Here is a 25,523-nt window from a genome sequence, read left to right as displayed (position 1 = left end):
CCTTGCTAGAGGTCATTTTGTAATTCTAATCATTCCTTGTACTCTCTCTCAAGGTCAATCTGGTTCCCAGCATGGTCAGGCTAGGGATTTTGCGACCGTGGAGTACTTCTTTGTTAAGAATATCCATACCTGCCCGGCCCATTTCCTCGGTATAGACGGTGATGCTAGAGAGGGGAGGATAAACCTGCTTGGTCAGACTAGTGTCGTTAAAGGAAATGAGGCTGACACGATCTGGTAGGCTGATTCCAGCTTCTTGGAGGGCACGGAGGGCACCGATGGCTAAACTATCGCTAGCTGCAAAAAATGCTGGTGGCAGTTGGTCTCCCAAATTCTGAATAGCCTCCTTCATCAAGTCATAGCCAGACTGGGCGGTAAATCTTCCTTGAAAGACCAGTTCATCATGATAGATTCCTTTTGTTTGACTGTAGTTTCTGAAATTTTCCAGCCGCTTATCCTCAATGATTTCTTCTTGGTCTGTTGTTTCCTCAAGCCCTGTTAGAATCCCGATACGGTCCATTCCTTGGCTGAGGAAATAATCGACAACCTGTTTCATGGCAGTGTAAAAGTCTGTGATAATGCAGGTATGTCCTAGCGAAAGAGTATCACTGTCTAGAAAGACAAGAGGCTTTTGGTATTCTTCAAAGGCAGAAATCTGAGTTCGGCTAAACTTTCCGATGCAGAGAATTCCAATCACTTCCTCGCTCAGGGTAAAAGGATGGTCATTAAAATAGCGCAAGATATCATAGTCCAACTCTTGGGCTCTTTTTTCTATGCCTAGGCGAATCTGGTAGTAGTAGAGATCATCTAGCTCCCCTTGTTCGCTGACCCATTGGATAATGGCAATCTTTTGCTTGGGTTTGTGGGACTCTCCTGTCTTGAGGTGCTTGGTGTAGCCCAGTTCTTCAGCAACGGTTAAAATACGGTGCCTGGTTTTTTCTGTAACAGATAGGCTCTGGTCTCGATTGAGGACACGGGATACGGTCGCGATAGAGACAGAGGCTAGCTGTGCAATGTCTTTTAAGGTAGCCATAAATCCTCCTTCTTTAAGGTTAGTATATCATATTTTTCTGCCTTTTACCGATAGTTTAGTAAAATTTTAGTAAAAAGGATTGACCTTAGGAAATCCCTTGTATACAATAGAAGAAAACGATTACACGTTAAGGTGACTTAACGCACAGTAAAAGGAGAATTCATATGACACAACATCTTACTGCTGAAGCTCTTCGTAAAGACTTTCTTGCTGTTTTTGGTCAAGAAGCAGACCAAACCTTCTTTTCACCAGGTCGTATCAACTTGATTGGTGAGCACACAGACTATAATGGTGGACATGTATTTCCGGCAGCCATTTCCTTAGGAACTTATGGGGCTGCTCGCAAACGTGATGACCAAGTCTTGCGTTTCTACTCAGCAAACTTTGAGGACAAGGGTATCATCGAAGTGCCTCTAGCGGATCTCAGGTTTGAAAAAGAGCACAACTGGACCAACTATCCAAAAGGAGTTCTTCATTTCTTGCAAGAAGCTGGACATGTGATTGACAAAGGTTTTGATTTTTATGTCTTTGGGAATATCCCAAATGGTGCTGGCTTGTCTTCTTCAGCATCCTTGGAACTTTTGACAGGGGTCGTGGCTGAGCATCTCTTTGATTTAAAACTAGACCGTTTGGATTTGGTTAAAATCGGTAAACAAACAGAAAACAACTTTATCGGAGTCAACTCTGGTATCATGGACCAGTTTGCTATCGGTATGGGGGCTGATCAACGTGCTATTTACTTAGATACTAACACTTTAGAGTATGATTTGGTACCACTTGATTTGAAGGACAATGTCGTTGTTATCATGAACACCAATAAACGCCGTGAATTGGCTGACTCTAAGTACAATGAACGCCGTGCTGAGTGTGAAAAAGCAGTGGAAGAATTGCAAGTTGCCTTGGATATTCAGACTTTGGGTGAATTAGACGAGTGGGCCTTTGACCAATATAGCTACCTGATTAAAGATGAAAATCGTTTGAAACGTGCTCGCCATGCTGTGCTTGAAAACCAACGTACTCTCAAAGCTCAAGCAGCCCTTCAAGCAGGAGATTTGGAAACATTTGGTCGTTTGATGAATGCGTCACACGTTTCCCTAGAGCATGACTATGAAGTAACTGGTTTGGAATTGGATACTCTTGTTCACACAGCTTGGGCACAAGAAGGAGTTCTCGGTGCTCGTATGACAGGGGCTGGTTTTGGTGGCTGTGCTATTGCCTTGGTGCAAAAAGACACTGTTGAGGCCTTTAAGGAAGCTGTAGGCAAACACTACGAGGAAGTAGTTGGCTACGCTCCAAGCTTCTATATCGCTGAAGTTGCAGGTGGCACTCGCGTCCTTGACTAGTCAAAAGGAGGCTCTATAGTGACCTTAGTAGATAAATTTGTAACACATGTCATTTCTGAAAGTTCATTTGAGGAAATGGATCGAATCTACCTGACCAATCGTGTCTTAGCACGAGTGGGAGATGGTGTCTTGGAAGTTGAGACGGATCTGGATAAATTGATTGACCTCAAGGACCAGCTGGTTGAGGAAGCCGTTCGATTAGAGACGATTGAGGATAGTCAGACTGCGCGTGAAATTCTTGGTGCTGAACTGATGAACTTGGTGACCCCTTGTCCAAGTCAGGTTAATCGTGATTTCTGGGCAACCTACACCCAATCTCCTGAGAAAGCGATAGCGGATTTTTACCAACTTAGCCAGAAAAATGACTACATCAAACTCAAGGCCATTGCTAAGAATATTGCTTATCGTGTGCCGTCTGATTACGGAGAATTGGAAATCACCATCAATCTCTCTAAGCCTGAAAAGGATCCCAAAGAGATTGCGGCAGCCAAGTTGGTGCAAGCTAGCCATTATCCTCAGTGTCAGCTTTGTCTAGAGAATGAGGGCTACCATGGTCGGGTCAACCACCCAGCTCGCAGTAACCACCGTATTATCCGTTTTGAAATGGCTGGTCAGGAGTGGGGCTTCCAGTATTCGCCCTATGCTTACTTTAATGAGCACTGTATTTTTTTAGATGGCCAGCATCGTCCCATGGTCATTAGTCATCAGAGTTTTGAGCGTCTGTTGGCTATCGTAGAGCAGTTTCCAGGCTATTTTGCGGGTTCAAATGCAGATCTACCAATCGTGGGGGGCTCTATTCTAACTCATGACCACTATCAAGGAGGCCGTCATGTTTTTCCTATGGAATTGGCTCCCTTGCAAAAGACTTTCCGATTTGCTGGCTTTGAGCAGGTCAAGGCTGGAATTGTCAAGTGGCCAATGTCAGTGCTACGTTTGACTTCGGCTTCCAAAGAAGATTTGATCAACTTAGCTGACAAGATTTTGCGAGAATGGCGGCAATATTCAGATCCAAGTGTGCAAGTCTTGGCAGAAAGTAATGGAACACCACACCATACCATTACACCTATAGCCCGTAAACGAGATGGCCAGTTTGAGTTGGACTTAGTCTTGCGGGACAATCAGACTTCAGCAGAACATCCTGATGGCATCTATCATCCCCACAAGGATGTCCAACATATCAAGAAGGAAAATATTGGCTTGATTGAGGTCATGGGCTTGGCAATCTTGCCACCTCGTCTGAAAGTAGAAGTGGAGCAAGTCGCTAGCTATCTTGTAGGAGAAACTGTTACAGTTGCCGATTATCATCAGGAATGGGCAGACCAGCTCAAAGGCAAACATCCAGATTTAGCGGATAAAGAAAAAGCCCTTGAAATCGTCAAGGACTCTGTGGGAGCTATCTTTGCACGTGTGCTTGAGGATGCAGGAGTCTACAAGCAGACGGAACAAGGACAGACTGCCTTTATGCGCTTTGTAGAGCAGGTCGGAATTTTGCCAGACTAGGAGCTTTCTCCTTGCACAGTCCTATAAAAAGTAGTATCATAGTGTCGTTTGAAACATTAGGAGGAAACGATGAAAGACTTTCATTTTGACGCTATATCTGCCTTTGAAAATTACGAAATTGAACAAATGAGAGACGGTCACGTGGTGGTGACAACAAAAGTAGTGGACTCGTCGCTCAACTACTATGGCAATGCCCATGGTGGCTATCTCTTTACCCTTTGCGACCAGATCAGTGGTTTGGTGGTCATATCTCTGGGACTTGATGGAGTGACACTCCAATCTTCTATCAACTACCTCAAAGCAGGAAAACTCGACGACGTGTTGACTATTAAAGGAGAATGCGTCCATCAAGGTCGCACAACCTGTGTGGTGGATGTCGATATTACCAATCATGAGGGCAGAAATGTCTGCAAAGCAACCTTTACCATGTTTGTCACAGGCCAGCGGTCAGAAGACAGACAGGTGAGGATATAAAGAGTAATTTAATAGAGTGAGGTGAATTTTGGAATTTATAAAATTTGCCTTACTCATTTTTTGATATTGATATGATTTAATTATAAAATAGAAAATTTAGTAATGTGGTAGAAAATACAAGAGTTGTGTTTTAATTTCTATGGTATAATTAAAAGCATGAAGATAAAAGAAATAAAGGAAATTACTTTACAACCGTTCACGAAATGGACAGGTGGTAAAAGACAATTATTGCCTGTTATTAGAGAATTAATGCCTAAAACTTATAACAGGTATTTCGAACCTTTTGTTGGAGGTGGAGCTTTATTTTTTGATTTAGCTCCTAAAGATGCAGTTATTAATGATTTTAACGCTGAACTAATAAATTGCTATCAACAAATTAAGGACAATCCTCGAGAATTGATTGAAATTTTGAAAGTTCATCAGGAATATAATTCAAAAGAATATTATTTAGATTTACGTTCTGCTGATCGTGATGAAAGAATAGATATGATGTCTGAAGTACAAAGGGCAGCACGTATTCTCTATATGTTGAGAGTAGACTTTAATGGTTTATATCGTGTGAATTCTAAGAATCAGTTTAATGTACCTTATGGTCGTTATAAAAATCCTAAAATTGTTGATGAGAATTTGGTATCTGCTATTTCAACTTATCTGAATAATAATCAAATAGAAATTAAAAAAGGAGATTTTGAAAAGGCTGTTTTGGATGTTCAACCAGGGGATTTTGTATATTTTGATCCCCCGTATATTCCATTGTCAGAGACAAGTGCCTTTACTTCCTACACTCATGAGGGGTTTTCATATGATGATCAAGTAAGATTAAGAGATACCTTTAAAAAATTGAGTGATGCAGGGGCTTATGTTATGTTGTCAAACTCCTCTAGTTTTTTGGTAGAGGAGTTGTATCGAGATTTTAATATCCATTATGTTGAAGCTAACCGAACTAATGGAGCAAAATCTTCGAGTCGAGGAAAAATTTCTGAAATTATAGTCACAAATTATGAAAAATAACGAATATAAGTATGGAGGTGTTTTAATGACAAAACCATACTATAATAAAGATAAAATGATTCTTGTTCATGCAGATACGTTTAAGTTATTATCGGAAATGAAACCAGAAAGCATGGATATGATCTTTGCTGATCCTCCATATTTTTTGAGTAACGGTGGTATATCAAATTCTGGGGGACAGGTTGTATCTGTAGATAAAGGTGACTGGGATAAGATTTCTTCCTTTGAGGAAAAGCACGAATTCAATCGTAAATGGATTCGTTTAGCAAAAGAAGTTTTGAAGCCTAATGGGACTATTTGGATTTCGGGGAGTTTACATAATATTTACTCAGTTGGAATGGCATTAGAGCAAGAAGGTTTTAAAATTCTAAATAACATTACTTGGCAGAAAACAAACCCTGCCCCCAATTTATCTTGTCGTTATTTTACCCATTCTACTGAAACCATTTTATGGGCCAGAAAAAATGATAAAAAAGCTCGTCATTACTACAATTATGATTTAATGAAAGAATTGAATGATGGAAAACAAATGAAAGATGTCTGGACCGGCTCTTTGACAAAGAAAGTTGAAAAATGGGCTGGGAAACATCCAACTCAAAAACCAGAGTATTTGTTAGAACGCATTATTTTAGCCTCTACTAAAGAGGGTGACTATATTCTAGATCCATTTGTTGGTAGTGGCACTACGGGTGTTGTTGCGAAGCGATTAGGTAGAAGATTTATAGGTATTGATGCTGAAAAAGAATATCTGGAAATAGCTAAACATAGAATTGAGAGAGAATTTTATGCTTCAAACAGGTGAGTATACGACATATAAAGAGTTTGGAAATGATTTAATTCAAAAATTAGAAGAAGGGGGATTTACAAAGGCCATTCAAATGCACGAACCACCCAAATCAAAGATTTTGGAGACACCACAAGGTATTATTTTGAAATATTATGGTTTTAAAGCTAAAGCATCAGATACAATTAGACATTTGAACAGAAATTCATATGATTGTTTAATTCAGTATGAAAATGAAGATGTAACATTTGAAACAATTTGCAATGAAATTATAAGAAAATATTCAGAAACAGAAAATGAAATAAGTTTAGTAAAGAATATTCTTTATATTTTTCTGAAAACTATAGCAAAGTATCCTTTAACAAGTTTTGATATTTGTTTAAAAGAATATTTTATTTATAATGGAAAATTGACAAATATATGTAGAGTAGGAAGTGATATTTTAACTGATGATACCTTGAAAAAAGGAGTAAATGACCTAAATGTAGTATTAAACGAATTAGATAGTATAGGAAAGTATACTTTTCAGGAATTAATTAATATAATTAGTTATATAGCTATAATAGAGGAACTCAACTATCCTAAAATTTTAGGACATTGGTATTACAGGGGACGAGCGGACTGCTTTGGTAGATATGTAGAAGTTTTGTTTGGTAATGAAAGAGAATTAAAAAGGTTACTTGAATCAAATTCGTTTAAAAATGGTGCTAAGTTTATTCATAAGAAAGAAATAGATAGATGGTACTTTACAAATGAGATTGAGAAAGACCGTATTGAATTAGATGTTGAAAAAAATTATTTTTAAAAGGAAAGATTATTTATGGTAAAGGTTACGATTAACGCAGATGATTATATTGATGGTGTATTGAGAAGAGTTTGTCCTCATTGTGGTGAAGAAAAGTCAATTGATGATTTTGGATACCGTAATATGGGGAATGATAATATTAGAAATCAATCTTGGTGTAAGGAGTGTCGGTAATGAACTTACAAAAATATATTAATTTTTCACATGAAGAGCGTTTGAAACAATTTTTAAATACTCTTTCTGTAACCAACCGTACTCCTGATTATTATGTAAATTGGGAGAAAGTTGATCGTGAGACAAAGAAGTATGAACTAGAGTTGAACACTTTAAACTATTTAATTGGTAAAGATGATATTTATATAGAAGCTCTTGACTTGTTCACTAAACAACCTAATTTATTAAAAGCAATTCCTAGTCTGATTGCAAGTCGTGATAAAGTTTTAGATGTTTTAACAATAGATGAAAACGATAATATGTCTTTTGAACAATTGGATTTCAAAACGATAGACACTAGTAGAATAGATGATTACATGAAATTTATTGAGCAATCCGGTTTATTAAATTTTTTACAACAACATGCTAATCGTTCATTAGTTGATTATGTTTATGGAGTGGAGACTGGATTAGATAGCAATGCACGAAAAAACCGAAGTGGGACAACCATGGAGGGAATTTTAGAGAGACACGTAGCAAAAATTTCTCAGGAACAAAAATTGGATTGGAAAGCTCAAGCTACAGCTCAATATATTAAAGATAAGTGGGGGATTAAAGTACCTGTTGATAAGTCTGAGAGAAGATTTGATGTTGCAGTTTATTCCCGAGAAAAACATAAGGTTTGGCTGATTGAAACGAATTACTATGGCGGAGGAGGAAGTAAATTAAAAGCGGTTGCTGGAGAGTTTACTGAACTTAGTCAATTTATTATTACCTCAGATGACGATGTTGAATTTGTTTGGGTTACTGATGGTCAAGGATGGAAAACAGCGCACTTACCACTAGCTGAAGCATTTAGTCATATTACTAATGTGTTTAACTTAGAAATGTTGAGAGAAGGATTTTTAGCTGATTTATTTTTACAATAATTGTTCATTAGCTATAAACAAAAAAGAGGCTCACACCTCTTTTTCTTATTTCTTTTTATGATTTAATACGGCATTGAGTACAATAGCGAGTAGGCTGGCTACAACGATTCCATTTGAGAAGAACATTTGGAAGGCTGTCGGCATGCTGACAAATAGATTACTGTTGTTGAGTCCGACACCTGCAGCGATTGAAACAGCTGCGATAAGGAAGTTGTGTTCATTGTTAGCAAAGTCAACGCGGGCGAGGATTTGCATCCCTTGAATAGATACAAAACCAAACATCACCAGCATGGCACCACCGAGGACAGGGCTTGGAATGATTTGGGCAAGGGCACCAAACTTAGGTAGGAGTCCAAGGAGAACGAGGAAACCAGCTGCGTAGTAGATTGGCAGGCGAGTCTTAATGCCTGATAATTTAACCAAACCAACGTTTTGTGAAAATCCTGTGTAAGGGAAGGTGTTAAAGATTCCTCCGAGAAGTACGGCCAAACCTTCTGCGCGGTAACCGTTGCGCAGGCGCGTGCTGTCGATTGGGTATTTCGTGATATCAGACAAGGCCAGATAAACACCAGTTGACTCAACCATAGACACCGTTGCGATGATACACATCATGATAATAGATGAGATTTCAAAGGTTGGCATTCCAAAGTAGAGAGGAGTTGGGACATGGACAAGCGGTGCTGCCGCAACAGGAGAGAAGTCCACCAAGCCCATAGTAGCAGCGATGGCAGTTCCAACAACTAGACCAATCAAAATGGAGATAGACTTGATAAATCCTTTGGTAAAGATGTTAATCAAGAGGATAATCAGAACAGTGATAGCTGCAAGCAAGAGACTTTGACCAGTTGGTTCTGGAACGTTATTTCCCATATTTCCAATAGCGACAGGGATCAAGGTTAAACCAATCGTGGTAATAACAGATCCTGTTACGATAGATGGGAAGAGATTGGCCACTTTTGAGAAGATGCCTGAAACAAGAACCACGTAAATCCCTGATGCAATAAGGGCTCCAAACATAGCGCCACTACCATGGCTTTGTCCAATCATAATCAAGGGAGCTACCGACTGGAAGGCAACTCCAAGAACGACTGGAAGTCCAATCCCAAAGTATTTGTTGAGTTGGAGTTGGAGGAAGGTTGCGACCCCACACATGAAGATATCTGTGGAAATCAGGTAGGTCAACTGCTCAGTTGAATAGCCAAGGGCTGTCGCAATCATGATAGGAACCAGAATGGATCCTGAGTACATGGCTAGTAAGTGTTGCAAGCCAAGAACGGCTGCTTGCGAATGTTTTTCTTGAGTTTGCATTAGAGATCTGCCTCCTTAAAAATAACTTGACCATTTTCAAAACGATCCAAACGAGCGAGTGATAGGACAGGATAGCCTGCTTTTTCAAGCAAATCACGGCCATCTTGGAAGGATTTTTCAATCACGATACCGATAGCTTCGACTCTAGCACCGGCTTGTTCGATGATTTGAATCAAACCTTTAGCTGCTTGGCCGTTAGCAAGGAAATCGTCAATAATCAAGACCTTGTCCTCGGGTGAGAGGAATTTTCCAGCGATGGAAACGGTGCTAGTCACCTGCTTGGTAAAGGAGTAGACTTGGGCAGTTAAGATTCCTTCGTTCATAGTAATGTTTTTAGCTTTTTTAGCGAAAATCATGGGAACGTTTAAGGCTTCAGCTGTAAAAACGGCTGGTGCAATGCCTGACGCTTCAATGGTCACAACCTTGGTAATGCCAGCAGCAGCGAATTTTGCCGCAAAAACCTTACCAATCTCTCGCATCAGGCTAAAGTCAACTTGGTGGGTTAAAAAGGAATCCACCTTGAGGATGTTATCACCCAAGATATGCCCATCCTTGAGGATGCGCTCTTCTAATAATTTCATAAGACCTCCTAAAGTCTAAAAGCCAATCCATTTACTTGTTTCAGATTTCTATCTAGTAAAACTGATAGAAAAAGGACCTACTTAATCTCTAAGTAAGTCCCCAAAATAGGCATGGCAAAAACGACCATACCTCACTTCTGACTTACTTATTGTTAGGTGTTCCGGCACCTTGTAGAAACGTCGTGCCAATTCACGACATAAACAAGTAAAACGATATTCAATTTTAAATAGGCTTGAGCCAATGTTTTTATTTTACACTAAATAACTTTAAAAATCAAATGTTTTGTTAGTGTTTTGGTTTAAAAAACGAACAAATATAATAAAAATGGGCGAAAATTAACTTATTGACTAACATTTAGAAGGTTTTTCCATTATAAAAGGCATATTATTAAGTTTTTAAACACCTGACAACATGCCTTTTTCTAATTTTAAAGACTTTTTTCCAATCTTTAATATTCTACTCACTAAATCTTAAAAAATAGCCATCTGGATCCAAAATCGCAAATTCATAGGGATATATAAAGCTATCTCCTACTCGAAATTCTCTTTTTGTCAGGGGACGATGGATAGGATAGTTTGCCTCCAGCAGTTTTTGGTGGAGCTGAGGAACATCTGCAATACCAAAGGAAATATTGACACCGCGCCCGAAAGGATAGGTCAGCTGAGCTAATTCTTCTGTGCTGCCTTCTTCTAGCATAAGTTGGCAGTCTTCAAGCGAGAGGAAGAGAAATTTCTCCTCTGGACGCTCGTATTCGACAGAGAATCCTAGCAGGTCGCAGTAGAAGTGACGTGATTTTTCGATGTCAGATACTACAAATTCAGGAATGACAGCTTGATAGTCCATTCACTTTCTCCTTAGAGTTCAATCTCCATGACAATGGGTGTGTGGTCTTGGCGAGCACCTGAGTCAATCATATCGGATTTAGTGACCTTGTCAGCCACGCGGTTGCTTGTCAGCCAGTAGTCGATTCTCCAGCCTGTATTGTTGATTTTAGAAGTCTTGCTGCGCTGTGCCCACCAAGTGTAGCGTTCTGGAACATCGCCGTGAACATGACGGAAAGTATCGGTAAATCCAGTTGCCAAGAGGTTGGTAAATCCAGCACGCTCCTCGTCGGTAAATCCAGGTGAACGGCGGTTGCTAGCAGGATTTGCAAGGTCGATCTCATTGTGGGCCACATTGTAGTCACCGGTTGCAAGGACTGGTTTTTCTTTGTCTAGTTCAGCCAAGTATTCCGCATATTTGACATCCCAGACCTGACGTTCTTCCAAGCGTTTGAGACCGTCGCCAGCGTTTGGAGTGTAAACTTGGGTAACGAAAAATTCATCAAATTCTAGAGTGATGATACGACCTTCTAAGTCCATGGTAGAAGGGGCACCGATTTCTGGGAAAGTGACAGTGGGTGTGAGTTCTTTCTTATAAAGGAACATGGTTCCAGCATAGCCTTTACGGGCAGGCTCTTGGGAAGAGCGCCACGTGTTTTCGTAGCCTGGGAAGAGTTCTTCTAAAATTTCCAAGTGTTTCTTTGTAGGGCCTTTGGCAGAAAGCTTGGTTTCTTGGATAGCGATGATATCAGCATTTTCAGCGACCAAGGTTTGTAGGACTTCTTGGGATAATTTCGCGCGAGCTGAGTCACTAGTTAGGGCAGCATTGAGGGAATCAATATTCCATGAGATGAGTTTCATAAAGTTACCTTTTTCATTCAGATTATAGATTTTATTATACCAAAAAAAGGTCTATTTCCCCAACGTATGGCTTGAAAAATCACTCTCTTTCGTTTATAATGAAGAATGATTTTATGAAAGGGAGTGAAAATAAATGAAATTTTACTCATATGACTATGTGCTTAGCCAAATCAGTCAACAAAATGGAATCATGATTGGCTTTGGAATTGTTCTCCTAGCTATCACAGGATTTTTTGCCTTTAAGGCCTATCGAGATAAAAAGGGGACTAAGTTTCGGGAATTGGTCATGATTTTGGCCTTGACCTTAGTGGCCATGCTTTTAGTGACAATTTCAAAATACCAGACCAATCAAGCCTCTAACAATCAATTTCAAACCTCCCTTCATTTCATAGAGGTTGTTTCCAAAGACTTGGGAGTGGATAAATCAGAAGTCTATGTCAATACTTCTGCAGCCACTGATGGAGCGCTTGTCAAGGTAGGTTCAAATGTCTATCGTGCCATGAACGGGAGCCAACCAGACAAGTATCTTTTAGAGAAATTAGAATTGCATCAAACAGATGCTATTGAATTGGTGGAGGTAAACAAATGACACTCAATTATATGGAAATTTTAATCAAACTGGCCTTAGGGCTCTTCTCGCTTGTTTTTGTTATCAATGTGACAGGAAAGGGGAACCTAGCACCTAACTCTGCGACAGACCAAATTCAGAACTATGTTCTCGGTGGTATTATCGGTGGGGTGATTTACAATAGTTCTATTAGCATTCTCCAGTACGCAGTGATTTTGATGATGTGGACGATTTTGGTCTTGACCCTCAAGTGGCTTAGTAACAATGTTCATTTTGTCAAACGCTTGATTGATGGTAAGCCAACTCTCCTCATCAAAAATGGTCAGATTGACCCAGAAGCCTGTCGTTCAGTTGGCTTGTCTGCAGCGGAAGTAGCCCTCAAGCTTCGTAGCCAAGGGATTTTCCAGATGAAGCAGGTCAAACGCGCTGTGCAGGAGCAAAATGGCCAACTCATCGTGGTCCAAATGGGAGATGAAAATCCTAAGTATCCAGTTGTGACTGACGGTGTGATCCAAGTTGATGTCTTGGAATCGATTGGTCGTAGCGAAGAGTGGTTGCTTGATAACCTCAACAAGCAAGGACATGACAATGTAGCTAATATCTTTATCGCTGAGTATGACAAGGGTGCGGTCACAGTCGTAACCTATGAATAAGAAAAACCTGGGGTCTTGGCCTCAGGTTTCTATTTGCAATCAGAAAGGGATGTTATGTCCATTATTCAAAAACTTTGGTGGTTTTTCAAGTTAGAAAAACGCCGTTATTTAGTCGGGATTGTGGCCCTGGTCTTGGTTTCCGTCCTCAACCTCATTCCCCCAATGGTTATGGGGAGGGTCATTGATGCCATCACATCGGGGCAATTAACCCAGCAGGACCTCCTTCTTGCCCTATTTTACTTGCTTCTTGCAGCCTTTGGGATGTACTATCTGCGCTATGTTTGGCGTATGTATATCCTCGGTACTTCCTACCGTTTGGGACAGATTATGCGCTCTCGCTTATTTGAGCATTTCACAAAAATGTCTCCAGCCTTTTATCAAACTTATCGGACGGGGGACCTGATGGCGCATGCCACCAACGATATCAATGCCTTAACCCGTCTCGCAGGTGGAGGAGTCATGTCTGCGGTGGATGCCTCTATCACGGCTCTGGTGACTTTGTTGACCATGCTCTTTAGCATTTCTTGGCAGATGACCTTGGTTGCCATTCTACCCCTGCCTTTTATGGCTTATGCGACCAGTCGTTTGGGAAGAAAGACCCACAAGGCCTTTGGCGAATCCCAAGCTGCTTTTTCTGAACTCAATAACAAGGTACAGGAGTCCGTATCAGGTATTAAAGTAACCAAGTCTTTCGGTTATCAGGCGGACGAGTTGAAGTCTTTTCAGGCAGTCAATGAATTGACCTTCCAAAAGAACCTGCAAACCATGAAATACGATAGTCTCTTTGACCCCATGGTTCTCTTGTTTGTTGGTTCCTCCTATGTTTTAACGCTTTTGGTCGGCTCCTTGATGGTTCAGAAAGGGCAAATCACGGTTGGGAATCTAGTTACCTTTATCAGCTACTTGGATATGCTGGTTTGGCCTCTCATGGCCATCGGCTTCCTCTTTAATATTACCCAGCGAGGGAAGGTTTCTTACCAGCGGATTGAGGAACTGTTGTCTCAGGAATCACCTGTACAAGACCCTGAGTTTCCTATAGACAGTATTGAAAATGGGCGCTTGCAGTATGCCATTGATAGCTTTGCCTTTGAAAATGAGGAAACACTGACAAATGTTTGCTTTAGTTTGGAAAAAGGGCAAACTCTGGGCTTGGTTGGTCAGACAGGCTCTGGAAAAACTTCCTTGATCAAGCTTCTCTTGCGTGAATACGATGTGGATAAGGGTGCTATTTACCTAAACGGTCATAATATTCGTGACTATCGTCTGACAGACCTTCGAAGTCTCATGGGCTACGTTCCTCAGGATCAATTCCTCTTTGCGACCTCTATCTTAGACAATATTCGCTTTGGAAATCCTGATTTGCCTCTTTCAGCAGTCGAGGAAGTGACCAAGTTAGCCCAAGTTTATCAAGATATTGTAGCCATGCCCCAAGGATTTAATACGTTGATTGGTGAAAAGGGAGTCAGTCTCTCAGGTGGTCAAAAGCAACGTCTGGCCATGAGTCGGGCCATGATTTTAGACCCTGATATCTTGATTTTAGATGATTCTTTGTCGGCTGTGGATGCCAAGACGGAGTATGCGATTATCGACAACCTTAAGGAGACGCGAAAGGACAAGACAACCATTATTACGGCTCATCGCCTGAGTGCGGTTGTTCATGCAGATCTGATCTTGGTTCTACAAAATGGTCAAATTATCGAACGGGGTACGCATGAAGATCTGCTAGCCATGGATGGCTGGTATGCCCAAACCTACCAGTCTCAGCAGTTGGAAATGAAAGGAGAAGAAGATGCATAATAAGAAAGAACAATGGGCTGTATTGAAGCGCTTGATGTCCTATCTTAAGCCCTATGGACTCCTGACCTTTTTAGCACTTAGTTTTCTCCTAGCGACTACGGTCATTAAAAGCGTTATTCCCCTTGTGGCTTCCCACTTCATTGACCAGTATCTGAGCAATCTCAACCAACTTGCTGTGACAATTTTACTAGTCTACTATGGCCTTTATATCCTACAAACTATGGTACAGTATGTCGGTAATCTTCTCTTTGCACGGGTGTCCTACAGTATTGTTAGGGATATTCGTCGTGATGCCTTTGCCAATATGGAAAAACTGGGTATGTCTTATTTTGATAAGACGCCAGCAGGCTCTATCGTCTCTCGTTTGACAAATGACACCGAGACTATTAGTGATATGTTTTCGGGGATTTTATCTAGCTTTATCTCAGCAGTTTTCATCTTTCTGACAACTCTTTATACCATGTTGGTGTTGGATTTTCGTTTGACAGCATTAGTCTTGCTCTTTCTCCCCTTGATTTTCCTTTTGGTCAATCTCTATCGGAAAAAATCAGTGAAAATCATTGAGAAAACCAGAAGTCTCTTGTCAGATATCAATAGCAAGCTGGCTGAAAACATTGAGGGAATCAGAATAATCCAGGCCTTTAATCAAGAGAAGCGCCTACAGTCAGAGTTTGATGAAATCAACCAAGAACACTTGGTCTATGCCTACCGTTCTGTAGCCTTGGATGCCCTCTTTTTGCGCCCTGCCATGAGTTTACTTAAACTCCTAGGCTATGCTGTCTTGATGGCCTACTTTGGCTATCGTGGACTTTATCTGGGAATAACAGCAGGGACCATGTATGCCTTTATCCAGTATATCAATCGACTCTTTGACCCTTTAATTGAGGTGACGCAAAACTTTTCAACCCTGCAAACTTCTATGGTTTCTGCAGGTCGTGTCTTTGCCTTAATCGATGAGAGGACTTATGAGCCGCTTCAAGAAGATGGCCAGGCTGTGGTAAAAGAAGGCAATATTCGTTTTGAACATGTGTGCTTCTCATATGATGGGAAACATCCGATTCTGGATGACATTTCCTTCTCCGTTAACAAGGGTGAAACCATTGCTTTTGTGGGTCATACAGGTTCTGGGAAATCGTCTATTATCAATGTCCTCATGCGCTTTTATGAATTCCAGTCAGGGAGAGTTCTCTTGGATGATGTGGATATCAGGAATTACAGTCAAGAAGAACTGAGAAAAAACATTGGTTTAGTCTTGCAGGATCCCTTCCTCTATCATGGAACCATTAAGTCCAATATCGCCATGTACCAAGATATCAGTGATGATCAGGTTCAGGCTGCGGCTACCTTTGTGGATGCAGATTCCTTTATTCAGGAACTTCCGCAGGGTTACGACTCCCCTGTGTCTGAGCGTGGTTCGAGCTTCTCTACTGGTCAACGCCAGCTTCTTGCCTTTGCTCGAACGGTTGCTAGTCAACCTAAAATCCTGATTTTGGATGAAGCGACAGCCAATATTGACTCTGAAACAGAAAGCTTGGTTCAAGCTTCTCTGGCGAAGATGAGACAGGGACGAACAACCATCGCTATCGCTCACCGCCTTTCGACCATACAAGATGCCAACTGTATCTATGTTTTGGACAAGGGGCGCATTATCGAGAGTGGAACCCATGAGGAACTCTTGGCTTTGGGAGGAACCTATCACAAGATGTATAGTTTGCAGGCGGGTGCTATGTCTTAATACTCTTTGAAAATCTCTTCAAACCAGGTCAATTTTATACACAACCTCAAAGCTGTACTTTGATTTTCATTGAGTGTAAGAAGGAAATCCTTCAAATTACAGATTTCTTTCACCGCCTTTTCCATTTTGTGGTATAATGAAAAATGTTGACAAATAGTATAATAAACACAAAGGAGAAACAGCATGCTGAAATGGGAAGACTTGCCCGTGGAAATGAAATCAAGCGAGGTTGAGTCTTACTACCAGCTTGTCTCTAAAAGGAAGGGTTCGCTGATTTTCAAGCGTTGCTTGGACTGGGTCCTAGCCTTGGTCTTACTGGTTCTGACCTCTCCTATCTTTCTCATCTTGAGCATATGGATCAAGTTGGATAGCAAGGGGCCAGTGATTTACAAACAAGAGCGCGTGACCCAGTACAATCGACCTTTCAAGATTTGGAAGTTCCGTACCATGGTGACGGATGCGGATAAAAAAGGGAGTCTGGTGACTTCTGCTAACGATAGCCGCATTACCAAGGTTGGCAATTTTATCCGCCGTGTCCGTTTGGATGAACTGCCTCAGTTGGTCAATGTTCTTAAAGGCGAGATGTCCTTTGTAGGGACGCGTCCTGAAGTTCCACGTTACACAGAGCAGTATAGCCCTGAAATGATGGCGACCTTGCTTTTACCAGCAGGGATTACCTCTCCAGCCAGCATCAACTATAAGGATGAGGACACTATCATCAGTCAAATGACGGATAAAGGCCTGTCAGTTGACCAAGTCTATATAGAGCATGTTCTTCCTGAAAAGATGCGCTATAACCTCACTTATCTCCGAGAATTTAGTTTCCTTGGAGACATCAAAATCATGTTTCAAACCGTGTTTGAAGTGCTAAAATAAAGTAGTCATGAGAAAATGAGTACAGATAAAAGGAGCAAATCAATGCCAAATTACAATATTCCATTTTCACCACCCGATATTACAGAAGCAGAAATTGCTGAAGTAGCAGACACTCTGCGTTCTGGTTGGATTACAACAGGTCCTAAGACAAAAGAACTGGAGCGTCGCTTGTCTCAATACACACAGACGCCTAAGACTGTCTGCCTCAATTCTGCAACTGCCGCTCTTGAGTTGATTTTGCGCGTCTTGGAAGTGGGACCTGGTGATGAAGTCATCGTTCCAGCCATGACCTATACAGCTTCATGTAGTGTCATCACTCACGTAGGAGCAACACCTGTCATGGTGGATATCCAAGCAGATACGTTTGAGATGGACTATGACTTGCTGGAGCAAGCCATTACTGAAAAGACTAAGGTGATTATTCCAGTTGAACTTGCGGGGATTGTTTGCGACTATGACCGTTTATTCCAAGTTGTGGAGAAAAAACGTGATCTCTTTACTGCTTCAAGCAAGTGGCAAAAGGCCTTTAACCGTATCGTGATTGTTTCTGATAGTGCCCATGCTTTGGGATCTACATATAAAGGACAACCAGCTGGTTCTATCGCTGACTTTACTTCCTTCTCTTTCCACGCCGTTAAGAACTTTACAACGGCAGAAGGTGGAAGTGCGACTTGGAAAGCCAATCCAGCGATTGACGACGAAGAGATGTACAAGGAATTCCAAATTCTTTCCCTTCATGGTCAAACTAAGGATGCACTTGCTAAGATGCAACTGGGTTCATGGGAATACGATATCGTCACACCAGCCTATAAGTGTAACATGACCGATATCATGGCTTCACTTGGTTTGGTACAATTGGACCGTTACCCAAGTTTGTTGCAACGTCGTAAGGACATCGTGGACCGTTATGATCGTGGTTTTGCAGGTTCTCGCATTCATCCTTTGGCACATAAGACTGAAACTGTCGAATCTTCACGCCATCTCTATATCACCCATGTAGAAGGAGCGAGCTTAGAAGAACGCAATCTTATTATCCAAGAACTGGCTAAAGCAGGAATTGCAAGTAACGTACATTACAAGCCACTTCCGCTCTTGACAGCTTATAAGAATCTTGGTTTTGATATGGCGAATTATCCTAAGGCTTATACCTTCTTTGAAAATGAAATTACGCTCCCTCTTCACACTAAATTAAGCGATGAAGAAGTGGACTATATCATTGAGACTTTCAAAACAGTTTCTGAAAAAGTGCTAACTTCATCAAAAAAATGACAAACTACAGTCAAGTAATAGTGATTCTGTTTCTAAAAAGTCTAATTGAGTGTAAAACTGTTGTTTTCAATTGAAAGTCCTATAGTAAAATGAAATAAAAACAGGACAAATCAATCAGGATAGTCAAATTAATTTCTAGCAATATTTTAGAAGCAAAGGTGTACTCTTATAGTTTCAATATACTGTATGGTTTGAAATGAGATGTGAGCAATTTGGTGTAGCATTTAGAATTTTTATTAGGCATCATTTAGAAAATGTAGTGTCTTGTTCTAGTTTTCAATTCACCCTATTTTTTGAAAGACGCGAGTTTCCACGAATGAGGTTGTGGAAACTCGCGTCTTTCTTTTTTGTTTTCAGAATATTGTTCAAAGTTTTGAGACTATTTTTCATGTTCTAGTCATTCTTTTGAAATAATCTATAAAACACGTGTCTACAATGATCTATATGTCCTATTCCAGTATTTTAGAAGAACTGCGTCTATTTTTATAGAGCTTGAATCTAGCTTTTATAGAAAATCTATTTAAGAAATATATTGTATTGTTTTGATTTCAATCCGCTATATGAACGATATTCATGTAAATATACCTGGCGAATGCTTGCATGACAAGATATTTGTTCTTGTATTTATAAATTAGTATTTTACGAGATGTCAACATGCTTTAAATACAGTGAATAGGATATTTTTATGTTCAAGCTAAGAAAGATAGTAATCACTTTTGAATGGAAGGTTAAAGAATTATTAGAAGTATGGTTAGATATATAAATGGTCACGCTTTCACAATTTTGATATTTTATTGTGTTATTCCTTGACAATTTTGATTTAAAAATATATTATAAAGAAAATGACAGCGGTGTCATTTTCTGGTATGGAATTTATATGAATATTAAATTAGGACATAATATTTTTAATTGGAGGCTAATATGAAATCTTTTCAACAAAATGAGGTTTTCTCTATTCGTAAGTCTAAGGTGGGAGTTTGCTCAGTTCTCTTAGCGGTTTTATTTATTGGAACACAAAGTGTTTTAGCTAATGAAGTAGTTGGTGAAACTTCTTCGTCTAAAGATAATATGCAAATGAACTCTTTGTTGAGTAGCACATCTACATCATTATCTGCGGAACCCCATTCTGATACTCTCAGTCTTGATAACAATTCAAGTTTAAGTACTGATAATAATGGAGGAGTGAGTATTAATCAAAATAAACCTGATATAACAAATGATACTATGATTGGTAACATCTCTGGGATGGAAGTGAATACTATTTTAAGTACTAATCTGAACGAACACGTAGCTTTGAATGTTAAAGATTATGGAGCAATAGGTGACGGGGTTAATGATGATCGTCAAGCAATTCAAGATACAATAGATGCTGCAGCTAAAGGACTAGGTGGAGGAAATGTATATTTTCCTGAAGGAACTTATTTAGTAAAAGAAATTGTTTTTTTAAAAAGTCATACACACTTAGAATTGAATGAGAAAGCTACCATTCTAAATGGTATAAATATTAAGAATCACCCTTCTATTGTTTTTATGACAGGTTTATTTACGGATGATGGTGCGCAAGTAGAATGGGGCCCAACAGAAGATATTAGTTATTCTGGTGGTACTATTGATATGAACGGTGCTTTGAATGAAGAAGGAACTAAAGCAAAAAATCTACCACTTATAAATTCTTCAGGTGCATTTGCTATTGGGAATTCAAATAACGTAACTATAAAAAATGTAACATTCAAGGATAGTTATCAAGGGCATGCTATTCAAATTGCAGGTTCGAAAAATGTATTAGTCGATAATTCTCGTTTTCTTGGTCAAGCTTTACCTAAAACTATGAAAGATGGGCAAATTATAAGTAAGGAGAGTATTCAGATTGAACCATTGACTAGAAAAGGTTTTCCTTATGCTTTGAATGATGATGGGAAAAAATCTGAAAATGTTACTATTCAAAATTCATATTTTGGTAAAAGTGATAAATCTGGAGAATTAGTAACAGCAATTGGTACACACTATCAAACATTGTCGACACAGAACCCCTCTAATATTAAAATTTTAAATAATCATTTTGATAACATGATGTATTCTGGTGTACGTTTTACTGGATTTACTGATATTTTAATTAAAGGAAATAGATTTGATAAGAAAGTAAAAGGAGAAAGTGTACATTATAGAGAAAATGGTGCAGCCTTAATAAATGCTTTTAGTTATAAAAATGTAAAAGATGAACTTGATTTAAATAAGAAAGTCGTTATTACTGAAAATACATTTTATATTTCTGATCCTAAAACAAAGGCTATTAGAGTAGCAAAAGATAGTGCAGAATATTTAGGAAAAGTATCAGATATTACTGTAACAAAAAATGTAATTAATAATAATTCTAAGGAAACAGAACAACCAAATATTGAATTATTACGAGTTAGTGATAATTTAGTAGTCTCAGAGAATAGTATATTCGGTGGTAAAGAAGGAATTGTTATTGAGGATTCAAAGGGTAAAATAACCGTTTTAAATAACCAATTTTATAATTTATCCGGTAAGTATATATCATTCATCAAATCTAATGCAAATGGGAAAGAACCAGTTATACGTGATAGCGATGGTAATTTCAATATTGTAACGGAGAATGGGCTTTACAAAATTGTAACAAATAACTTAAGTGATAAAAACGAAAAAGAAAAAAACAAAGAGGAAAAATTTAAAACAAGTTCATATGTGCATGAAAAACAATCTAATTCAAATAATGTAATTGATAGTAACCAGAAGAAAGGAGAGTTTAACTCAAGTAAAGATAATAGACAAATTAATGACAAGATCGACAATAAACAAGATAATAAGATAGAAGAAGTGAACCATAAAATAGTTGGAGATGGCAGAGAAACTGAAAATCATATTAATAAATCTAAAGAAATAGTAGAGGTAAAACAAAAATTACCAAAGACTGGTTCGAACAAGATTATGGAACTATTCTTAACAGTGACAGGAATTGGTTTACTTTTGACACTAAAAGGGTTGAAGTATTATGGTAAAGATAAATAAAATTTGTTCGATACAAGGAAGTTCCGTAGAAAATGAGGATGCTGTAGGTTCACAAAATCAGTATTTTTGGATTATTGATGGAGCTACAGATTTATATAATTCTAAAGAGGAGATAGGTTATTCAGTCTCAGAAGTTGTACATATTTTATCAGAAAGTTTGTCGGTTAATTGTAAAGAATCAAAAACTCTTAAACAAATATTTGAAACTGCTTTACTCGAGGTTAAAGATGAAATCGGTTTAAACTCATATGAATTAACAGAGTATTATCGCTTACCAACATTTGCTTTTATATTTGCTAAACTTTCAGAAAAAAAGTTGGAGTATATGATGCTAGGTGACTGCGTCATGTTAGTAAACGAAATGGAAATAACTGATCATAGAGTAGATAACTTATTTGAAAAAGGGAAAAATGAGATAAAAGACTCAATTGGTACAAATAGTGTTTTAAATAAAAAAATTATTTTACAAAAAATCAGAAAATTATCTAATCAACCGAGTGGGTACTGGATAGGTTCGTTGGATGAGAGATTTTTAGACCATGCTATTATTAATCAAATAGATGTTACTAGTGAACAAATTGTTTTAATGAGCGATGGCTTTTATGAATTCTATCAAAATAATCAAAATAAAACTTTTGAAGAGTTAATTAAGATGAGATTAAATTCTTCTGCTATTGATCCAATCTATGGAAAGAAAGATGATGCAAGTATTCTAGTTATTGATGTTTGATATATTGTTTAAAATATTAATTGTTACTATTGAACTTTGTTAAGAAGAGGTACCTAAATGTTAAGGTTATATTTAGAAAATGAAATTATAGAATTATCAAATAATTTAGAGACCATTTGGGTATCTGTGCTTGATAAATATGAGAAGTTATTTGAATATTTATCAAATGAAGAACGAATAGAATTGATTAAAGAAGATTTAATCATAAATGAGTCAGTTCTAAATGTTGATAAAAAAGGATATGAGTTAATTTGTTTACAACATCCCGTTTCATATGACTTAAGAAGAATTATTAGTGTAATAAAAATATCAACTGACATTGAACGTATTGGGGATAGAATTGTTGAAATTTTAAAAAATCTACAGATTATTCAAAGCAATGAAATTTTGAAGAAAATTATTTCAGAAATAAAAATACTTCATGAAGTTATCGGACTGCATATGAATAGGGCTATATCTTGTTATAGAGAGGAACAATCTGGATGTTTAGATATGGTTGTTATACAAAAACAGAATGAGATAGAAGAGCTTAGTACAAATATTGAAAATAAAATAATGAATTACATATTTGAAGATGATGGGAATGTTTCTGAAGTAATTGGTGCTTTAGATATTATTCATCACCTTGATAAAATTGCTCATACTACGCAATCAATTTATAAATGGATAATGTATAGAAAATATGGGAACATAAATTAGAAAGAAAAATATATGAAAACAATTATTGATAATTTTGTTGATAGAGTAATTGAATACGGAATGTATAATGAAATTGACAAAATATATGTGAAAAATAGAGTACTAGCGTTAATAGGTGAGGAGGGAACTGATCGCATTTCCGATGAAAATGACCTGAAACAAATAAAAGATTACTTAGTGGAAATCGCCTTAAAAAACGGTAAAATTAAAGATTTAATCGAGGAAAAGGAATGTTTAGGAGCAGAGTTAATGAATTTCATAGTTCCTTTACCTAGTCGATTAAATGATATTTTTTGGAGTTCATATGATATATCACCTCAAGAAGCAGTTGAAGAGTTTTATAAGTTAAGTAAAGATAGTGATTATATTAAAACTTCTGCTATTGCTAAGAATATTGAGTTTCGATCATCAACTAAATACGGAGAGCTAGAGATTACGATAAATTTGTCAAAACCCGAAAAAGATCCAAAAACAATTGCTGCTGAAAAATTAGTAAAAGCAACTAATTATCCCAAATGTTTACTATGTATGGAAAATGAAGGATATCAGGGGCGAATAAATTATCCAGCACGTTCGAATCATAGAATTATTCGGTTGAAACTTGGTGACGAAGTATGGGGATTCCAGTATTCTCCCTACTCATATTTTAATGAGCATGCGATATTTTTAAATAGTCAACATGTACCAATGGCTATTACCTCTAAAACATTTGAACAATTATTGGAGATTGTTGATATTTTGCCAGGATATTTTACTGGTTCAAATTCTGATCTTCCTATCTCAGGAGGCTCCATTCTTAGTCATAACCACTACCAGGGAGGGAAACATATTTTCCCAATGGAAAAAGCAAAATTTGAGAGTGAATTTCGTTTTAAAGACTTTGAGGATGTTAATGCTGGTATTGTAAAATGGCCAATGTCAGTAATTAGGTTACAAAGTGAAAATAAAAATCGATTGTTAGATTTAGCTAATAAAATTCTAAATAAGTGGAGGGAATATTCAGATTTAGAAGTAGACATCATTGCTATGACTGAAGATGTCCCACACCATACGGTGACTCCTATTGCTCGTAAAGTGGACGGGAGATATGAATTAGATATTGTTCTAAGAGATAATCATACTACTGAACAATACCCAGATGGTGTTTTCCATCCTCATCAAGATGTACAACATATTAAAAAGGAAAATATCGGGTTAATCGAAGTGATGGGACTTGCGATATTACCACCTCGTTTGAAACCAGAGTTAGAAGAAGTTGGAAAATATCTTTTAGGAGAGGATAACGCAATTGCGGATTATCATTTAGAATGGGCCGACCAATTGAAAGAAAAATATCCTCGCATTAATAAAGAAGAGGTTAATAGCGTAGTTCAACACGAAGTAGGACAAGTGTTTGCGAGAGTTCTGGAAGATGCAGGAGTTTATAAGAATACACCGTCTGGGCATGAAGCGTTTATGAGATTTGTTAAGTCGGTTGGAATTAATTAGGAGGAAACCCAAATGGCAATATTGGTAACAGGCGGAGCTGGTTATATTGGTAGCCATACCGTAGTAGAATTACTAAATTTAGGAAAGGAAGTCATCATTGTCGACAACCTTTCGAACTCTAGCATCTTGGTGCTAGACCGTATTGAAGCAATTACAGGAATACGTCCCGTGTTTTACGAATTAGATGTTTGTGATAAACAAGCATTGAGAAAGGTATTTGAAAAAGAATCGATTGATGCTGCAATTCATTTTGCAGGTTATAAAGCTGTCGGAGAATCCGTGCAAAAGCCTGTGATGTACTACAAAAATAATATTATGAGTACATTAGCACTTGTTGAAGTGATGTCAGAATTTAATGTTAAAAAGATTGTCTTTTCTTCAAGTGCGACTGTATATGGAATTAACAATCAGTCACCCCTAATTGAGACGATGGAAACAAGTGCGACAAATCCTTATGGGTATACGAAAGTGATGCTTGAACAAATTTTAAAAGATGTTCATGTGGCAGATTCAGAATGGAGTATTGCGTTGCTTCGTTATTTCAATCCAATTGGTGCTCATGAGTCTGGTTTGATTGGGGAAGATCCCTCAGGAATTCCTAACAACTTGATGCCTTATATTGCACAAGTAGCGGTAGGTAAGCTGTCAGAGCTAAGTGTGTTCGGAAATGATTATGATACGCTTGATGGTACTGGTGTGCGTGATTATATCCATGTAGTAGATTTAGCAATAGGACATATAAAAGCTTTAGAAAAAGTATCTGAAAAAACAGATGTTTATATCTATAACCTAGGCTCGGGAGAAGGCACTAGTGTATTACAACTTGTAAATACATTTGAAAGTGTTAATAAGGTCCCTATTCCTTATAAAATAGTTCCAAGACGTTCAGGAGACGTTGCAACTTGTTATGCAAATGCAGACAAAGCATATAAGGAATTAAATTGGAGGACAACAAAATCGATTGAAGACATGTGTAGAGATACATGGAATTGGCAATCAAAAAATCCCAATGGCTATAATTGATGATACTGTCTATATGAGTGCTGTATTTTGGAAAAATTACTTAACCTTTTAATG

24 protein-coding genes and 1 riboswitch are annotated in these 25,523 nt (G+C 38.2%); of the genes, 19 read left to right on the top strand and 5 right to left on the bottom strand.

Annotated features, from left to right (window positions below; translation table 11 throughout):
- Window positions 1-25 precede the first annotated feature (25 nt).
- On the bottom strand, window positions 26-1,030 hold the full coding sequence (gene galR / locus FJR73_RS05765; protein ID WP_140833868.1) for a DNA-binding transcriptional regulator GalR: 1,005 nt from the start codon (window positions 1,028-1,030) through the stop codon (window positions 26-28).
- Window positions 1,031-1,194: 164 nt separating this feature from the next.
- Here galR and FJR73_RS05760 point away from each other — a divergent pair, with 164 nt between their 5' ends.
- The 8 genes from FJR73_RS05760 to FJR73_RS05730 all read left to right on the top strand — a co-directional run bounded on the left by FJR73_RS05760 (window position 1,195) and on the right by FJR73_RS05730 (window position 8,029).
- Window positions 1,195-2,373 carry a galactokinase gene (locus FJR73_RS05760; RefSeq protein WP_140833866.1) on the top strand — a complete coding sequence of 393 codons (1,179 nt, stop codon included), beginning with the start codon at window positions 1,195-1,197 and terminating at the stop codon, window positions 2,371-2,373.
- Window positions 2,374-2,391: 18 nt separating this feature from the next.
- Window positions 2,392-3,873: a UDP-glucose--hexose-1-phosphate uridylyltransferase gene (locus tag FJR73_RS05755; RefSeq protein WP_140833864.1), complete on the top strand. Its 1,482-nt coding sequence runs from the start codon at window positions 2,392-2,394 to the stop codon at window positions 3,871-3,873.
- Window positions 3,874-3,942: 69 nt separating this feature from the next.
- Entirely contained in the window at window positions 3,943-4,347 is a 405-nt protein-coding gene (locus tag FJR73_RS05750) for a PaaI family thioesterase (RefSeq protein ID WP_140833862.1), read from the top strand.
- A 156-nt stretch (window positions 4,348-4,503) separates the two neighbouring features.
- Window positions 4,504-5,358 carry a DNA adenine methylase gene (locus tag FJR73_RS05745; RefSeq protein ID WP_140833860.1) on the top strand — a complete coding sequence of 285 codons (855 nt, stop codon included), beginning with the start codon at window positions 4,504-4,506 and terminating at the stop codon, window positions 5,356-5,358.
- Window positions 5,348-6,160 (top strand): site-specific DNA-methyltransferase, encoded by an 813-nt coding sequence (locus FJR73_RS05740; protein WP_140833858.1) that lies wholly within the window; start codon window positions 5,348-5,350, stop codon window positions 6,158-6,160. Before FJR73_RS05745 ends, FJR73_RS05740 begins: the two co-directional genes overlap by 11 nt.
- Window positions 6,144-6,947 (top strand): hypothetical protein, encoded by an 804-nt coding sequence (locus FJR73_RS05735; RefSeq protein ID WP_140833855.1) that lies wholly within the window; start codon window positions 6,144-6,146, stop codon window positions 6,945-6,947. Before FJR73_RS05740 ends, FJR73_RS05735 begins: the two co-directional genes overlap by 17 nt.
- Window positions 6,948-6,962: 15 nt before the next feature.
- Window positions 6,963-7,121: a hypothetical protein gene (locus FJR73_RS10155; RefSeq protein ID WP_004256018.1), complete on the top strand. Its 159-nt coding sequence runs from the start codon at window positions 6,963-6,965 to the stop codon at window positions 7,119-7,121.
- Window positions 7,121-8,029 (top strand): type II restriction endonuclease, encoded by a 909-nt coding sequence (locus tag FJR73_RS05730; protein WP_140833853.1) that lies wholly within the window; start codon window positions 7,121-7,123, stop codon window positions 8,027-8,029. The genes FJR73_RS10155 and FJR73_RS05730 overlap by 1 nt, the downstream gene beginning before the upstream one ends.
- Before the next feature lie 45 nt (window positions 8,030-8,074).
- Here the strand turns inward: FJR73_RS05730 and FJR73_RS05725 are convergent, their stop codons facing one another.
- The 4 genes from FJR73_RS05725 to FJR73_RS05710 form a co-directional block, all read right to left on the bottom strand.
- Window positions 8,075-9,337 carry a nucleobase:cation symporter-2 family protein gene (locus FJR73_RS05725; RefSeq protein WP_140833851.1) on the bottom strand — a complete coding sequence of 421 codons (1,263 nt, stop codon included), beginning with the start codon at window positions 9,335-9,337 and terminating at the stop codon, window positions 8,075-8,077.
- A complete protein-coding gene (locus tag FJR73_RS05720; protein ID WP_140833848.1) occupies window positions 9,337-9,918 on the bottom strand; it encodes a xanthine phosphoribosyltransferase in 582 nt (193 codons plus the stop codon). The genes FJR73_RS05725 and FJR73_RS05720 overlap by 1 nt, the downstream gene beginning before the upstream one ends.
- A gap of 129 nt (window positions 9,919-10,047) precedes the next feature.
- Window positions 10,048-10,143: riboswitch (purine riboswitch) on the bottom strand.
- 232 nt (window positions 10,144-10,375) lie between these two features.
- Window positions 10,376-10,762 carry a VOC family protein gene (locus FJR73_RS05715; RefSeq protein WP_033679765.1) on the bottom strand — a complete coding sequence of 129 codons (387 nt, stop codon included), beginning with the start codon at window positions 10,760-10,762 and terminating at the stop codon, window positions 10,376-10,378.
- Window positions 10,763-10,773: 11 nt separating this feature from the next.
- Window positions 10,774-11,601 carry an exodeoxyribonuclease III gene (locus FJR73_RS05710; RefSeq protein WP_101800126.1) on the bottom strand — a complete coding sequence of 276 codons (828 nt, stop codon included), beginning with the start codon at window positions 11,599-11,601 and terminating at the stop codon, window positions 10,774-10,776.
- A gap of 133 nt (window positions 11,602-11,734) precedes the next feature.
- Between FJR73_RS05710 and FJR73_RS05705 the strand changes: the two genes are divergently transcribed.
- The 11 genes from FJR73_RS05705 to galE all read left to right on the top strand — a co-directional run bounded on the left by FJR73_RS05705 (window position 11,735) and on the right by galE (window position 25,469).
- Window positions 11,735-12,190 (top strand): DUF3290 family protein, encoded by a 456-nt coding sequence (locus FJR73_RS05705; protein ID WP_020900359.1) that lies wholly within the window; start codon window positions 11,735-11,737, stop codon window positions 12,188-12,190.
- On the top strand, window positions 12,187-12,822 hold the full coding sequence (locus tag FJR73_RS05700; protein ID WP_061759231.1) for a DUF421 domain-containing protein: 636 nt from the start codon (window positions 12,187-12,189) through the stop codon (window positions 12,820-12,822). The genes FJR73_RS05705 and FJR73_RS05700 overlap by 4 nt, the downstream gene beginning before the upstream one ends.
- A 54-nt stretch (window positions 12,823-12,876) precedes the next feature.
- A complete protein-coding gene (locus FJR73_RS05695; RefSeq protein WP_140833845.1) occupies window positions 12,877-14,619 on the top strand; it encodes an ABC transporter ATP-binding protein in 1,743 nt (580 codons plus the stop codon).
- A complete protein-coding gene (locus tag FJR73_RS05690; RefSeq protein WP_140833843.1) occupies window positions 14,612-16,354 on the top strand; it encodes an ABC transporter ATP-binding protein in 1,743 nt (580 codons plus the stop codon). The genes FJR73_RS05695 and FJR73_RS05690 overlap by 8 nt, the downstream gene beginning before the upstream one ends.
- A gap of 183 nt (window positions 16,355-16,537) precedes the next feature.
- The gene (locus FJR73_RS05680; protein ID WP_140833838.1) at window positions 16,538-17,230 is read left to right on the top strand and encodes a sugar transferase; all 693 of its coding nucleotides are present in this window, start codon (window positions 16,538-16,540) and stop codon (window positions 17,228-17,230) included.
- A 42-nt stretch (window positions 17,231-17,272) separates the two neighbouring features.
- Window positions 17,273-18,499 (top strand): DegT/DnrJ/EryC1/StrS aminotransferase family protein, encoded by a 1,227-nt coding sequence (locus tag FJR73_RS05675; protein WP_140833836.1) that lies wholly within the window; start codon window positions 17,273-17,275, stop codon window positions 18,497-18,499.
- A gap of 921 nt (window positions 18,500-19,420) precedes the next feature.
- The gene (locus FJR73_RS05665; protein WP_000834742.1) at window positions 19,421-21,529 is read left to right on the top strand and encodes a glycosyl hydrolase family 28-related protein; all 2,109 of its coding nucleotides are present in this window, start codon (window positions 19,421-19,423) and stop codon (window positions 21,527-21,529) included.
- Window positions 21,513-22,259, top strand: a complete 747-nt coding sequence (locus tag FJR73_RS05660; RefSeq protein ID WP_140833833.1) for a protein phosphatase 2C domain-containing protein — start codon at window positions 21,513-21,515, stop codon at window positions 22,257-22,259. The genes FJR73_RS05665 and FJR73_RS05660 overlap by 17 nt, the downstream gene beginning before the upstream one ends.
- Before the next feature lie 57 nt (window positions 22,260-22,316).
- Window positions 22,317-22,958 (top strand): phosphate uptake regulator PhoU, encoded by a 642-nt coding sequence (locus FJR73_RS05655; RefSeq protein WP_140833832.1) that lies wholly within the window; start codon window positions 22,317-22,319, stop codon window positions 22,956-22,958.
- Between the two features lie 12 nt (window positions 22,959-22,970).
- Entirely contained in the window at window positions 22,971-24,446 is a 1,476-nt protein-coding gene (gene galT, locus FJR73_RS05650) for a UDP-glucose--hexose-1-phosphate uridylyltransferase (RefSeq protein ID WP_140833830.1), read from the top strand.
- 12 nt (window positions 24,447-24,458) lie between these two features.
- Entirely contained in the window at window positions 24,459-25,469 is a 1,011-nt protein-coding gene (gene galE / locus FJR73_RS05645) for a UDP-glucose 4-epimerase GalE (protein WP_061743800.1), read from the top strand.
- Window positions 25,470-25,523 lie beyond the last annotated feature (54 nt).

The organism is Streptococcus sp. D2 (assembly GCF_006385825.1).
GTDB classification, from domain to species: Bacteria; Bacillota; Bacilli; order Lactobacillales; family Streptococcaceae; genus Streptococcus; species Streptococcus shenyangsis.
This window is presented reverse-complemented; position numbering and strand designations above follow the sequence as displayed.

Bases quoted from the DNA above. Each gene is read 5' to 3' on its own strand.
- FJR73_RS05690 (WP_140833843.1), top strand. From the start codon at position 14,612: ATGCATAATAAGAAAGAACAATGGGCTGTATTGAAGCGCTTGATGTCC.
- FJR73_RS05745 (WP_140833860.1), top strand. From the start codon at position 4,504: ATGAAGATAAAAGAAATAAAGGAAATTACTTTACAACCGTTCACGAAA.
- FJR73_RS05660 (WP_140833833.1), top strand. From the start codon at position 21,513: ATGGTAAAGATAAATAAAATTTGTTCGATACAAGGAAGTTCCGTAGAA.
- galE (WP_061743800.1), top strand. From the start codon at position 24,459: ATGGCAATATTGGTAACAGGCGGAGCTGGTTATATTGGTAGCCATACC.
- FJR73_RS05730 (WP_140833853.1), top strand. From the start codon at position 7,121: ATGAACTTACAAAAATATATTAATTTTTCACATGAAGAGCGTTTGAAA.
- FJR73_RS05655 (WP_140833832.1), top strand. From the start codon at position 22,317: ATGTTAAGGTTATATTTAGAAAATGAAATTATAGAATTATCAAATAAT.
- FJR73_RS05680 (WP_140833838.1), top strand. From the start codon at position 16,538: ATGCTGAAATGGGAAGACTTGCCCGTGGAAATGAAATCAAGCGAGGTT.
- FJR73_RS05695 (WP_140833845.1), top strand. From the start codon at position 12,877: ATGTCCATTATTCAAAAACTTTGGTGGTTTTTCAAGTTAGAAAAACGC.
- galT (WP_140833830.1), top strand. From the start codon at position 22,971: ATGAAAACAATTATTGATAATTTTGTTGATAGAGTAATTGAATACGGA.
- galR (WP_140833868.1), bottom strand. From the start codon at position 1,030: ATGGCTACCTTAAAAGACATTGCACAGCTAGCCTCTGTCTCTATCGCG.
- FJR73_RS05700 (WP_061759231.1), top strand. From the start codon at position 12,187: ATGACACTCAATTATATGGAAATTTTAATCAAACTGGCCTTAGGGCTC.
- FJR73_RS05705 (WP_020900359.1), top strand. From the start codon at position 11,735: ATGAAATTTTACTCATATGACTATGTGCTTAGCCAAATCAGTCAACAA.
- FJR73_RS05665 (WP_000834742.1), top strand. From the start codon at position 19,421: ATGAAATCTTTTCAACAAAATGAGGTTTTCTCTATTCGTAAGTCTAAG.
- FJR73_RS05740 (WP_140833858.1), top strand. From the start codon at position 5,348: ATGAAAAATAACGAATATAAGTATGGAGGTGTTTTAATGACAAAACCA.
- FJR73_RS05725 (WP_140833851.1), bottom strand. From the start codon at position 9,337: ATGCAAACTCAAGAAAAACATTCGCAAGCAGCCGTTCTTGGCTTGCAA.
- FJR73_RS05715 (WP_033679765.1), bottom strand. From the start codon at position 10,762: ATGGACTATCAAGCTGTCATTCCTGAATTTGTAGTATCTGACATCGAA.
- FJR73_RS05760 (WP_140833866.1), top strand. From the start codon at position 1,195: ATGACACAACATCTTACTGCTGAAGCTCTTCGTAAAGACTTTCTTGCT.
- FJR73_RS05675 (WP_140833836.1), top strand. From the start codon at position 17,273: ATGCCAAATTACAATATTCCATTTTCACCACCCGATATTACAGAAGCA.
- FJR73_RS05710 (WP_101800126.1), bottom strand. From the start codon at position 11,601: ATGAAACTCATCTCATGGAATATTGATTCCCTCAATGCTGCCCTAACT.
- FJR73_RS05750 (WP_140833862.1), top strand. From the start codon at position 3,943: ATGAAAGACTTTCATTTTGACGCTATATCTGCCTTTGAAAATTACGAA.
- FJR73_RS05735 (WP_140833855.1), top strand. From the start codon at position 6,144: ATGCTTCAAACAGGTGAGTATACGACATATAAAGAGTTTGGAAATGAT.
- FJR73_RS05720 (WP_140833848.1), bottom strand. From the start codon at position 9,918: ATGAAATTATTAGAAGAGCGCATCCTCAAGGATGGGCATATCTTGGGT.
- FJR73_RS10155 (WP_004256018.1), top strand. From the start codon at position 6,963: ATGGTAAAGGTTACGATTAACGCAGATGATTATATTGATGGTGTATTG.